This window comes from Stenotrophomonas sp. YJH_SMC_36 (assembly GCF_059369935.1).
Genome location: NZ_JCAFTD010000005.1, coordinates 319,335 through 331,794, shown reverse-complemented (window position 1 = coordinate 331,794; position 12,460 = coordinate 319,335). Strand labels below are relative to the sequence as shown.

Below are 12,460 nucleotides of genomic sequence, written 5' to 3'. Positions count from 1 at the left end.
TTTTTAATGCGCTGAAACCCCCTGCATATCGGCGCCTGGGGCTGGGGGGGAACCTGTGGATAGATTTCAGGCAGGGCCAAAGCGGCTTTTTTATCCACAGATTGCCCATACCTTGTGTATAGGTAATACCGGGCCGCTGTGCATAGCGTGAAACCGCTGGCTTGAAATTCTTGAAATCTGTGGAACCGCCACGGGTGTTGGTGCGCAGATTTCAAGGAAATGCGGCAGGTTTTTTGCGGGCCGTCGTCAGTAGGCCCGTCAGGACACGTCCGCAACCGGCCATGGTCTGCACGGCGATAGCCTGACGCCAACGGCGGACTTGACCGATGCAGTAAGCTGATGGATTCCCTGCCCCTCTACCGCTTCGTGCGGATGGTCCTTCGCGCCCCATGCAGATCCGTCGCCTCGTCCTGCACAAGCTGCGCCGCTTCGACGTGGTGGATCTGTCGCCACAACCGGGATTGAATCTGCTGACGGGCGATAACGGGGCCGGCAAGACCAGTGTGCTGGAGGCGTTGCATCTGATGGCTTACGGGCGCAGCTTCCGTGGTCGGGTGCGCGACGGCCTGGTCCGCCAGGGCCAGGATGCGCTGGACATCTTTGTGGAATGGGAGGAACAGCGCGCCCAGTCATCGCCACACCGCCGCAAGGCCGGTCTCCGCCATACTGGACAGGACTGGAAGGGACGTCTGGATGGTGAAGATGTCAGCCAGCTCGGCAATCTATGTGCTGCACTGGCGGTCGTGACGTTCGAGCCCGGCAGCCATGCTCTGGTCAGCGGTGGTGGTGAACCCCGTCGCCGTTTCCTCGATTGGGGATTGTTCCACGTGGAACCGGATTTTCTGTCCCTGTGGCGCCGCTACTCACGGGCGCTCAAGCAGCGCAATGCCCTGCTCAAGCAGGGAGGGCCGGCAAGGATGCTCGATACGTGGGATCACGAACTGGCAGAGGCCGGCGAACCGTTGACCAGCCGACGTCAGCGTTATCTGGAGCGGCTGCAGGAGCGCACCATCGCGCTGGCGGCCAGTCTTGCCCCCCAGCTGGGTATCCAGGCGCTGGACCTGAGTCCGGGATGGCGCCGTCACGAGCTGCCGCTGGCCGATGCACTGCTGTTGGCACGCGAGCGGGACCGGCAGGCGGGCTATACATCCGTTGGGCCCCATCGGGCGGACTGGAGCGTGGACTTCCGCCATATTCCAGGGCGGGACGCGCTGTCGCGCGGCCAGGCCAAACTGACGGCCTTGGCGTGTCTGCTGGCCCAGGCCGAAGACTATGCGGAACAGCGCGGGGAATGGCCGGTCATTGCTCTGGACGATCTGGCCTCCGAACTGGATCGCACCCACCAGGCGCGGGTGCTGGAGCGCCTGCTTGCCGGCCCGGCGCAGATCTTCGTCACGGCAACCGAAACGCCGGCCGCGCTGCAGGCGCTGACCGACATTACCCGGTTCCACGTGGAACATGGACAGATCGTGGCTGTGCCATAGTGCGTACAACAGGGCCGCTCGACCCTGGCTGGTATAATTCGGGTTGCAATCCTTTCATTCTCGGCGCACCGCTTCCTGTGGTGCCCGACCTGCGGAGCCTACGGCAAGCGCAATGAGCGACGAACAGAACACCCCGGTAAACAATGGCAACTACGACGCCAACAGCATCACCGCCCTGGAAGGCCTGGAGGCTGTCCGCAAGCGTCCCGGTATGTACATCGGCGACGTCCATGACGGTACCGGCCTGCACCACATGGTGTTCGAGGTGGTCGACAACTCCATCGATGAGGCGCTGGCCGGTCATGCTGACCATGTCGCGGTGACGATCCACGCCGACGGTTCGGTTTCGGTCTCCGACAACGGTCGTGGTATTCCGGTCGGCAAGCATGAGCAGATGAGCGCCAAGCTGGGCCGCGAAGTCTCGGCAGCCGAAGTGGTGATGACGGTCCTGCACGCCGGTGGCAAGTTCGACGACAACAGCTACAAGGTTTCCGGCGGCCTGCATGGTGTGGGTGTCAGCGTGGTCAATGCGCTGTCGCAGAAGCTGCTGGTGGACGTATTCCAGGGCGGCTTCCATTACCAGCAGGAATTCAGCAACGGCGCTGCCGTCAGCCCGCTGGCGAAGCTGGAAAGCACCACCAAGCGCGGCACGACCGTGCGCTTCTGGCCGTCGACCGTCGCGTTCCACGACAACGTCGAATTCCACTACGACATCCTGGCCCGTCGCCTGCGTGAACTGTCGTTCCTGAACTCCGGCGTCAAGATCGTGCTGGCGGACGAACGCGGCGATGGCCGGCGCGACGACTTCCACTATGAAGGCGGCATCCGCAGTTTCGTCGAGCATCTGGCCCAGCTGAAGACGCCGCTGCATCCGAACGTCATCGCGGTCAGCGGCGAATCCAACGGCATCACCGTGGAAGTGGCGCTGCAGTGGACCGATTCCTACCAGGAAACGATGTACTGCTTCACCAACAATATTCCGCAGAAGGACGGCGGCACCCACCTGGCCGGTTTCCGCGGTGCGTTGACCCGTGTGCTCAACAACTACATCGAGCAGAACGGCATCGCCAAGCAGGCAAAGATCAACCTGACCGGCGATGACATGCGAGAGGGCATGATCGCGGTGCTGTCGGTGAAGGTGCCCGATCCCAGCTTCTCCAGCCAGACCAAGGAAAAGCTGGTCAGCTCGGACGTGCGTCCGGCCGTGGAAAGTGCCTTCGGCCAGCGTCTGGAAGAATTCCTGCAGGAGAATCCGAACGAAGCGAAGGCGATTGCCGGCAAGATCGTCGATGCCGCGCGCGCGCGCGAAGCGGCCCGCAAGGCTCGTGACCTGACGCGCCGCAAGGGCGCGTTGGATATCGCCGGCCTGCCGGGCAAGCTGGCCGACTGCCAGGAGAAGGATCCGGCGCTGTCCGAGCTGTTCATCGTCGAGGGTGACTCGGCAGGTGGTTCGGCCAAGCAGGGTCGCAACCGCAAGAACCAGGCGGTACTGCCGCTGCGCGGCAAGATCCTCAACGTGGAACGTGCGCGCTTCGACCGCATGCTGTCGTCCGACCAGGTCGGTACGCTGATCACCGCGCTCGGTACCGGCATCGGCCGTGATGAGTACAACCCGGACAAGCTGCGCTATCACAAGATCATCATCATGACCGACGCCGACGTCGACGGCGCCCATATCCGCACGCTGCTGCTGACGTTCTTCTACCGTCAGATGCCGGAGCTGATCGAGCGCGGCTACGTCTACATCGGCCTGCCGCCGCTGTACAAGATCAAACAGGGCAAGCAGGAGCTGTACCTGAAGGATGATCCGGCGCTGGACAGCTATCTGGCCAGCAGCGCGGTGGAAAACGCGTCGCTGGTGCCGGCCGCCGGCGAGCCCGGCATCGAGGGCGTTGCCCTGGAGAAGCTGCTGCTGGCCTACGCCTCCGCGCAGGACGCGATCGAACGCAATGCGCATCGCTATGATCGCAACCTGCTCGAAGCGCTGGTCGACTTCATGCCGCTGGAACTGGACACCCTGCGCAATGCCGGACAAGGCGAAGGCCTGGACGCGCTGGCCAGGCGCCTGAACCAGGGCAGCCTGGGCAGCCCGCGTTTCAGCCTGGAACTGCAGGAGGCCAATGAACAGCGCCCCGCGGCCGTGCTGGTGACCCGACGTCACATGGGCGAAGAGCACATCCAGGTGCTGCCGCTTTCGGCCCTGGAAACCGGCGAACTACGCGCGATCCACCAGGCAGCCAAGCTGCTGCATGGCCTGGTACGCGAGGGGGCGACCATCACCCGCGGTGCCAAGTCGATCGAGGTCGATTCGTTCGTGAAGGCGCAGAACTGGTTGCTGGATGAAGCCAAGCGCGGTCGCCAGATCCAGCGCTTCAAGGGCCTGGGTGAAATGAATCCGGAACAGCTGTGGGATACCACCGTGAATCCGGATACCCGCCGCCTGCTGCAGGTACGCATCGAAGACGCCGTGGCCGCCGATCAGATCTTCAGCACCCTGATGGGCGATGTCGTCGAGCCGCGTCGCGACTTCATCGAAGACAACGCACTGAAGGTCGCCAACCTGGATATCTGACACAATCGGGACGTGGCCGGTGCGCGGGGAGGCGCGCCGGCCCTTGCCCCTTGATCGCAGGTATCTGATGTCCACTTCCGCTCCGGTTTCCGCACCGCCGCCGGTTCCGCCGGCGACCGCCGCCCCCCGCGCCGCTTCGCCGCTGGCGGGATTCTTCATCGATCTGGGCATCGCCGCCGTCACCCTGTTCGGCCTGAGCCTGATCAGTGGCCTGTTCTGGGGCCTGTACCGCGGAATGATGGTCGGCTACGCAAACGCGAAGGCCAACGGCGCCGCACCCGATCCCGGCACCCTGACCGAAGCACTGGGCCAGCCGGGTGCCCTGGCGCAGATCCTGATGGCGCTGTTCGCTACCGGCGGCGCGGCCCTGCTGCTGTATTTCTGGCGACGACCGGCCAATGCGGCCGAACGCCAGGCGTCGCGTGACGCGCTGCGCCGGCCCTCCACCTGGGGCTGGACGCTGCTGGTGGCCACGCTGATCGTAGTGGGCAGCAACGGCATCGCCTTCCTGTCCCGGCAGTTCGGCATCGAACCGGTGCCGACCAACGTGGAACTGATGCAGAACGCGGTCGCGCGCTTTCCGCTGTTCCTGATGCTGTTCGCGGTGGTGCTGGCGCCGGCCTACGAGGAACTGCTGTTCCGGCGCGTCCTGTTCGGGCGCTTGTGGCAGGCCGGTCGCCCCTGGCTGGGCATGATACTGAGCAGCCTTGCCTTCGCCCTGATCCATGAAATTCCCGGCACCAGCGCCAACGGCCCGGCCGAGATCGCCCAGCTCTGGCTGGTCTACGGCGGCATGGGCGCTGCATTCTGCTGGCTGTACCGCCGTACCGGAACGCTGTGGGCGGCCATCGCCGCACATGCCCTGAACAATGCCGTGGCACTGGTGGCGCTGGTGTTCTTCGGCGCGACGTAACGGCTGTCCGCTTGACGAAAGATTAAGCAGCGACGATACACACTGCGCTCATGAACACGGGGGTGGACCCATGAAACAACTGCTGCTGGCCCTTGTCATCACCACCCTGGTCAGCGCCTGCGCGACCACCACATCGCCGACCGGACGGCGGCAGATGATCGGTGGCGTCTCGCAGGCACAGCTTGACCAGCTCGGCGCGCAGGCGTTCGCCGAGACGAAGCAGAAGGAAAAGATCAGCACGGACGGCCGGCAGAACGGCTACGTGCAGTGCGTGGTCAACGCGCTGGTCGCCCAGCTGCCTCCACAATACCGTGGCGTACGCTGGGAAACCGCCGTGTTCGTCGACAAGGAACCCAACGCTTTCGCCCTGCCTGGCGGCAAGGTGGGCGTGAACACCGGCATCTTCACCGTAGCCAGGAACCAGGACCAGCTGGCGGCCGTCATCGGCCACGAGATCGGCCATGTCATCGCCCGTCACCACGAGGAGCGCATCACCCGGCAGATGGGCGCGCAGACCGGCCTGGCGGTACTCGGCGCACTGGCCGGCGCTGCCTATGGCGAAGGCGCGGCCAGCACGGTCAACCAGCTTGGCGGCATGGGGGCACAGACGGCGTTCCTGCTGCCGGGCTCGCGGACCCAGGAAAGCGAGGCGGACGTGATCGGCCAGCGGCTGATGGCGCAGGCCGGCTTCAACCCGGCGCAGGCGGTGGACCTGTGGCAGAACATGATGGCCGCCAGCGGCGGACGCAGCCCGCAATGGCTGTCCACCCACCCCGATCCGGCCAACCGGATCCAGGAGCTGCGACGTGATTCCCCTGCCCTGATGCCGGTCTACCAGCAGGCGCAGGCGGCCGGACTGCGACCAAAGTGCGGATGAGTGCGCAGTTTCATGCTGTATTGCAGCACATAAAACGATTTCTCACGCCATCTGTTTCTGATACGTTTGGCGGCTCAGATTTTTCTGACAGTCCGACTTTGCCGCTATCCGGCGGTTCGATCGAGGTGAACGATGATTTTCCGTAAACACAAAGCTGTGCTTTCCGTCCTCGTCGCGACCGCCCTGACCGGCGCCGTGGTCACCGATGCGCTCGCGCAGTCCTCGCGTTCCTCCGACCGTGGCAACCGCGGCGGCAGCAGCAAGCAGGCCAAGGCCGAACCGCTGTACCCCAATGCGACCCGCCAGGAGCCGGCGGCCAAGTCCTCGGCCAAGATGGGTGGCAAGCTGCAGAAACTGGTAGACAGCTACAACAAGGAAAAGTTCCCGGAGACCCGCACCCAGGCCGACGCGATCCTGGCTGACAGCGCCGCGAACGAGTACGACAAGTCGCTGGCCGCGCAGCTGGCTTCGCAGGCCGCCTACCAGACCGACGATGTCGCCGCCGCCATCGCCTACCTGAAGCAGGTGCTGCAGTTCAACGGCCTGGACAACAACGGCCACTTCCAGTCGATGCTGATGCTGGGCCAGCTGCAGCTGCAGGAAGACCAGACCGCCGAAGGCCTGGCCACCCTGGACAAGTACTTCGCCGAGAGCAAGTCGACCAAGCCGGAAGAGCTGATCGCCAAGGGCCAGGCGCTGTACCAGCTGGAGCGCTACCAGGAAGCGATCCCGGTGCTGAAGCAGGCGATCGCCGGCTCCACCGAGCCGAAGGACAGCTGGAACCAGCTGCTGATGGCCGCCCTGTCCGAGGCCGGCCAGACCGGTGAAGCCGTGCAGGCCGCCGAGGCCCTGGCGGCGAAGAACCCGAACGACAAGAAGGCGCAGCTGAACCTGGCCAACATGTACATGCAGGCCGACCAGATGCCCAAGGCCGCCGCGGTGATGGACAAGCTGCGCAGCAGCGGCCAGCTCACCGAAGAGCGCGAGTACAAGCAGCTGTACTCGATCTATGCCAACACCGAGAACAAGGAAAAGGACGTCATCGCGGTCATCAACGAAGGGTTGCAGAAGGGCATCCTGAAGCCGGATTACCAGGTCTACCTGGCGCTGGCCCAGTCCTACTACTACTCCGACCAGGTGCCGCAGGCGATCGATGCGTGGCAGAAGGCCGCCCCGCTGTCCAAGGACGGTGAGACCTACCTGAACCTGGCACGCGTCCTGCATGCCGAAGGTCGCGTCCCCGAGGCCAAGCAGGCCGCCCAGCAGGCGCTGGCGAAGGGCGTGAAGAACCAGGCTGATGCCAAGAAAATCATCAACCTGAAGTAAGTAGGAATAACGCCTGAACGCCTGCTCAGTTGATGCGCAGGCGCTCAGGATTGGTATAAGCTTGGAGGTTCCTGCGGTGTCATGCACCGCTGATCAGGGATTCCGCCCCCGGCATCCCGGCCCCACTATTGAGCTCTTGGCGCATGACGGAACAACTAGTCGTTCACCGGTACGAACAACCCGATGACAAGGGGCTGAGCTGGCCTCGCATCGTCGGCATCGCGTTTGTAATCGCCCTGCATCTGGCCGCCTTCATGATGCTTCTGATCCCTGCCGTGGCTCCCAAGGCCGCTGCGGAGAAGGAACGCAATGTGATGGTGACCATCGTCGACGCACCGCCGCCGCCGCCCCCGCCGCCGCCGCCGCCGCCGACAGATACTCCGCCGCCGCCGGTGAAGAATCTGTCGCCGCCGAAGCCGTCGCCGGTCCCGCCGCCGCCGCAGGCGCCGGTCGTGGACGTGCCGGAACCGCGTCCGAACGATATCGTCACTCCGCCGACCCCGCCGTCGCCGCCAAGCCCGCCGGCGTCGATCGAGGCCAGCGTGGACATCTCGTCCAAGGCGATGAATCCCCCGCGTTATCCGCCGGCAGCATTCCGCGCAGGTATCCAGGGTGAAGTGATCCTGATCATTGATGTCGATGCCAGCGGCAACGTCACCAATGTCACGGTGGAAAAGTCCAGCCGTAACCGCGACCTGGACCGTGCTGCGATGGAAGCAGCACGCAAGTGGCGCTTCAACGCCGCTGAATCTGGCGGTAAGAAGACGGCAGGTCGCGTTCGCGTCCCGGTCAACTTTGCGCTGAACTGATGCGTTCGGGTGGCTTCGGGCCACCCCCGCTCCGGTTCGATTGTTTAGCTTAGCTACACCCTTTATCACCACACACAACAAAGGTAAGCGTCATGCTGCAGGAAATTTTCATCGCCGCTGCTGCCGGGGGCAATCCGTCCAACGCCCTGTCGCAGATGGGCTTCGAGCACCTGATCCACGAAATGACCACCAAGCCGGGTGATTTCGCTGTTTCCTGGGTCGTGCTGCTGACCCTGGTGATCATGTCGGCCATGTCCTGGTACTGGACCGTCATCAACATCTTCCGCGCCACCCGCCTGAAGAGCGCTGCCGATCGCGTCGTCAGCCTGTTCTGGGACACCCCGAACGCACAGGACGCCATCCGTGCGATGGAAGAGCAGCCGGCTTCGGAGCCGTTCTCGAAGATCGCCCTGGACGCTGCCCAGGCAGCTGCCCACCACCAGCGCGCTGAAGGCGGCGGTACCGGTGGCCTGGGTGAGAACCTGAGCCGTTCGGAATTCGTCGACCGCGCCCTGCGTCAGGCCGTCACCCGCGAAAGCAACAAGCTGCAGTCGGGCATGACCCTGCTGGCCACCGTCGGCGCGACCGCTCCGTTCGTCGGTCTGCTGGGTACCGTGTGGGGCATCTACGGCGCGCTGATCAAGATCGGTGCCACCGGCTCCGCTTCGATCGACGCCGTTGCCGGCCCGGTGGGTGAAGCGCTGATCATGACCGCGATCGGTCTGTTCGTCGCGATCCCGGCCGTGTTCGCCTTCAACTTCTTCAGCAAGATCAACAGCGCGACCATCAGCAAGTTCGATACCTTCGCGCACGACCTGCACGACTTCTTCGCCACCGGTTCGCGCGTCCGCTGATTGCGGCGCGCTTCCACCCGCGACGAAGCAAGTAGTCATCAAGATCTAGACGGAGCCCGTTATGGCTTTCAGTAGTGGTAACAGCGGCGGCCCCATGGCCGACATCAACGTTACGCCCCTCGTGGACGTGATGCTGGTGCTGCTGATCATCTTCATCATCACGGCGCCCCTGATGTCCCACAAGGTCAAGGTGGATCTGCCGGAAGCCAACCTGATCCAGAATCCGGATGACGCCGAAAAGCGCTCCGGTCCGATCACCCTGGCAGTCAAGGAAGACGGCTCGATCTACTGGAACGACGAAGAAATCACCAAGCAGACGCTCGAGTCGCGCTTGGCGACCGCCGCCCAGCAGACCCCGCAGCCGCCGCTGAACCTGCGTGGTGACCGCACCACCAAGATGCGCGTCATCAACGACCTGACCAAGGTCGCGCAGGAGCAGGGCATGCTGGACGTCGGCTTCGTCGCGACCAAAGAAAAGGGGCAATAAGCCATGGCATTCAGTAGTGGTGGTGGCAAGGGCCCCATGGCCGACATCAACGTCACGCCCCTCGTGGACGTGATGCTGGTGCTGCTGATCATCTTCATCGTGACCGCGCCGATCATGACCTACCCGATCGCCGTGGACCTGCCGCAGCGCGTGCTCAACCCACCGCCGCAGCTGGTCGAACCGCCGCCGCCGATCGAACTGAAGATCGACGCCAGCAACCAGGTCTCGTGGAACAACAGCCCGATCAGCACCAGCGAGCTGCAGCAGCGGATGGAACAGGAGGTCCAGCGTGACCCGACCAACCAGCCGGAACTGCGGATCGATGCAAGCCCGGATTCCGAGTACGACGTGATGGCCAAGGTTCTGGCTGCCGCGAAGAATGCTCAGATGAAGAAGATCGGCTTCGTACAGCAGTAAACGCAATACCGCAACACAACAGTCATGACGCGACTGCAGACGCCCCTGGAGACAGGGGCGTCTTTTTTTGTGCCTGCGAAGCCCGACGGGGTCAGATCCCTTTCCCTGCGGAAAAGGGATCTGACCCCCTCTGACTTCACGCGCCCGCTATGATCGGCGCATGCTCGCCCTCTTCGACTCCCTCCGCCACTGGCTTGATGGCATTGCCCACCTGGGTTCGATCCTGGCCGTGGCCTACCTGCTGTACCTGCTCGCGCTGGCGGGCTGGATCATGCTGCAGAAGCGCGAACCGGTAGCCACGCTGAGCTGGATCCTGTCGCTGGCCCTGCTGCCCTACCTCGGCCTTTTCATCTATTACCTGCTCGGTCCGCAGAAGGTGAAGCGGCAGCGCCTGCGTCGTGGCCGCGCGCGATCGGGGATGGAGCATTACAGCGACGTCTGCCCGCCCGATGCCGATTGCACCGAGCTGGCCAAGATCGCCCAGGCCACCACCGGACTGGCGCCGAGCAGTGCCACCGAAGTGATCTGGCTGGTCGATGGCGCGGCGACCTATGCCGCGCTGCTGGAAGCGGTGGCGCAGGCGCGTGACCACGTGCATCTGGAGTACTACATCTTCAATCCCGACCATGCCGGAACCGCACTGCGTGATGCCCTGGTCGAACGTGCCCGCGCCGGCGTGCAGGTGCGGCTGCTGCTCGATGCAGTGGGCTCGTCCGCGGTGCCGCGACGCTTCCTGCAGCCGCTGCTCGACGCCGGCGGTGAAGCGGTCTGGTTCCATCCCCGCCAGCTGCTGAAGCCCTTCAAGCGACCGTGGCTGAACCTGCGCACCCACCGCAAGCTGGTGATCGTCGATGGCCGCCTCGCGTTCACCGGCGGCATCAACATCACCGATGACGAGGATGAGAGCCGCAACGCCAACGCCTATCGCGACCTGCACATGCGCATCCGCGGTCACGTGGTCCGCAGCCTGCAACTGGTGTTTGCAGAGGACTGGCTCTACGCCAGCGGTCAGGACCACTCGCATTTCGACATCGCGCGGATGTGGCCGGCGGACATGCCGCTCCGCGGCGAAGGCTCGATCAACGCACAGGTGCTGGTGTCCGGCCCGGACTCGGGCTGGGAGACCATCCACCGGCTCCACGTGGCGGCCATCCAGGAAGCGCAGGAGCGCGTGTGGCTGGTCACGCCCTACTTCGTGCCGGGCGAAGCCGCGCGGATGGCGCTGACCTCGGCCGCGCTGGGCGGACTGGACGTGCGCCTGCTGGTGCCGAAGATGAGCGATTCCTGGTTCGTGACCCAGGCCGCACGGTCCTACTTCGACGAGCTGCTGCACGCCGGGGTGAAGATCTACGAGTACGGCCCCCGCATGCTGCACACCAAGGCCTTCATCGCCGACGACGACGTCTGCATCGTCGGCAGTGCCAACTTCGACCATCGCAGCTTCCGCCTGAACTTCGAACTGTCGATGATGATCAGCGACCGCGAGCGGGTGGCCGCCCTGGCGGGCCTGCTGGAGGCCGAGTTCCAGCAGGCTACCCGCGTGCACGACCAGGCCGCGGCCCGCTCGCTGTGGCTGCAACGCCTGCCCGAGGCCTTCGCGCGCCTGGCCTCGCCGCTGCTGTAAGGCGGCGCTACACTGCGGCGATCATCCGGGGAGCCTGACTATGTACTGGTTGTACCTGCTGCCGGCGCTGGGCTGTTTCGCCTTCGCGCTGAAAACCCCCAGCCCGGGGCTGATGGCGCTGGCGCTGCTGGCGGCCCTCGCCTTTCTGCTGGCCTGGGTGCGTGGCCGCTACGTGGCCCGGTTCGGTGATCTGCAGAGTGATCCCTCAACCCTGATCGATGCCGACGAGCTGCGCCGCCTGCGTGAGCAGGCCGAGGCCCGTGGCGCGGATCAACGCGACGAACACGATCCGTCCCCTCTTTCCAAGTAGTACCGTTCGATGACCCAGCTCAGTGTCAACGTCAACAAGATCGCCGTCCTGCGCAATTCGCGCGGTGGTGCCGAACCCGATGTGGTGCGTGCCGCCCAGGCCTGCCTGGATGCCGGCGCTCATGGCATCACCGTGCATCCGCGACCCGATCGACGTCATATCACCGCCGAGGACGTAATGGCGCTGTCCACGCTGACCCGCGTCCGTGGCGTCGAATTCAACATCGAAGGCAATCCCTTCGCACCGCCACGCGACGGCTACCCGGGGCTGCTGCCGCTGTGCGCGCAGACGCGTCCGGCGCAGGCCACCCTGGTGCCGGACGGCGATGGCCAGATCACCTCCGACCACGGTTTCGACTTCGAGCGCGACGGCGAGCGCCTGCGTCCGCTGGTGGCGGAGTTGAAGGCGATGGGCTGCCGGGTCAGCCTGTTCGTCGATGCCGGCAACCCGCTGCTGGAACAGGCGGCCGAGGTCGGCGCCGATCGCATCGAGCTGTACACCGGACCCTATGCCGAAGCGCACGCCGCAGGCGACGCCGCAGCGATGCTGGCGCTGTTCGCCACGGCCGCGCGCCGCGCGCAGGCCGTGGGGCTTGGTGTGAACGCCGGCCATGATCTGTCGCAGGACAACCTGCGTGACTTCCTGGCGAACGTGCCGGAGGTGCTGGAGGTCTCGATCGGGCATGCGCTGATCGGCGAGGCCCTGTATGACGGGCTGGATGCGACCGTTCGGGGCTATCTGGCGCTGCTCTGAGGTAGCGCCGGACCCTGCCCGGCGGGGCCAATAC

12 protein-coding genes are annotated in these 12,460 nt (G+C 64.7%); all 12 read left to right on the top strand.

Features of this window, described 5'->3' with window-relative positions; all coding sequences use genetic code 11:
• Positions 1-389 precede the first annotated feature (389 nt).
• Entirely contained in the window at positions 390-1,484 is a 1,095-nt protein-coding gene (gene recF, locus AC5P76_RS11885; RefSeq protein WP_253118412.1) for a DNA replication/repair protein RecF, read from the top strand.
• 112 nt (positions 1,485-1,596) lie between these two features.
• On the top strand, positions 1,597-4,056 hold the full coding sequence (gene gyrB / locus AC5P76_RS11880) for a DNA topoisomerase (ATP-hydrolyzing) subunit B (RefSeq protein WP_065174070.1): 2,460 nt from the start codon (positions 1,597-1,599) through the stop codon (positions 4,054-4,056).
• Between the two features lie 67 nt (positions 4,057-4,123).
• Positions 4,124-4,969 (top strand): CPBP family intramembrane glutamic endopeptidase, encoded by an 846-nt coding sequence (locus AC5P76_RS11875; protein ID WP_253118411.1) that lies wholly within the window; start codon positions 4,124-4,126, stop codon positions 4,967-4,969.
• Positions 4,970-5,039: 70 nt separating this feature from the next.
• Entirely contained in the window at positions 5,040-5,846 is an 807-nt protein-coding gene (locus AC5P76_RS11870; protein ID WP_053517217.1) for a M48 family metallopeptidase, read from the top strand.
• Positions 5,847-5,978: 132 nt separating this feature from the next.
• Entirely contained in the window at positions 5,979-7,172 is a 1,194-nt protein-coding gene (locus tag AC5P76_RS11865) for a tetratricopeptide repeat protein (RefSeq protein ID WP_128987818.1), read from the top strand.
• 143 nt (positions 7,173-7,315) lie between these two features.
• Positions 7,316-7,981 (top strand): energy transducer TonB, encoded by a 666-nt coding sequence (locus AC5P76_RS11860; protein ID WP_495222757.1) that lies wholly within the window; start codon positions 7,316-7,318, stop codon positions 7,979-7,981.
• 92 nt (positions 7,982-8,073) lie between these two features.
• Positions 8,074-8,835 carry a TonB-system energizer ExbB gene (gene exbB, locus AC5P76_RS11855; RefSeq protein ID WP_053517213.1) on the top strand — a complete coding sequence of 254 codons (762 nt, stop codon included), beginning with the start codon at positions 8,074-8,076 and terminating at the stop codon, positions 8,833-8,835.
• Between the two features lie 61 nt (positions 8,836-8,896).
• Positions 8,897-9,322 carry an ExbD/TolR family protein gene (locus tag AC5P76_RS11850; RefSeq protein WP_053517212.1) on the top strand — a complete coding sequence of 142 codons (426 nt, stop codon included), beginning with the start codon at positions 8,897-8,899 and terminating at the stop codon, positions 9,320-9,322.
• A gap of 3 nt (positions 9,323-9,325) precedes the next feature.
• The gene (locus AC5P76_RS11845; RefSeq protein ID WP_053517211.1) at positions 9,326-9,739 is read left to right on the top strand and encodes an ExbD/TolR family protein; all 414 of its coding nucleotides are present in this window, start codon (positions 9,326-9,328) and stop codon (positions 9,737-9,739) included.
• 160 nt (positions 9,740-9,899) lie between these two features.
• Entirely contained in the window at positions 9,900-11,363 is a 1,464-nt protein-coding gene (gene cls / locus AC5P76_RS11840; RefSeq protein ID WP_495222756.1) for a cardiolipin synthase, read from the top strand.
• Positions 11,364-11,403: 40 nt separating this feature from the next.
• Positions 11,404-11,673, top strand: coding sequence for a hypothetical protein (locus tag AC5P76_RS11835; protein ID WP_053517208.1), 270 nt, complete (start codon positions 11,404-11,406; stop codon positions 11,671-11,673).
• Positions 11,674-11,682: 9 nt separating this feature from the next.
• Positions 11,683-12,426 (top strand): pyridoxine 5'-phosphate synthase, encoded by a 744-nt coding sequence (locus tag AC5P76_RS11830; protein ID WP_111187091.1) that lies wholly within the window; start codon positions 11,683-11,685, stop codon positions 12,424-12,426.
• Positions 12,427-12,460 lie beyond the last annotated feature (34 nt).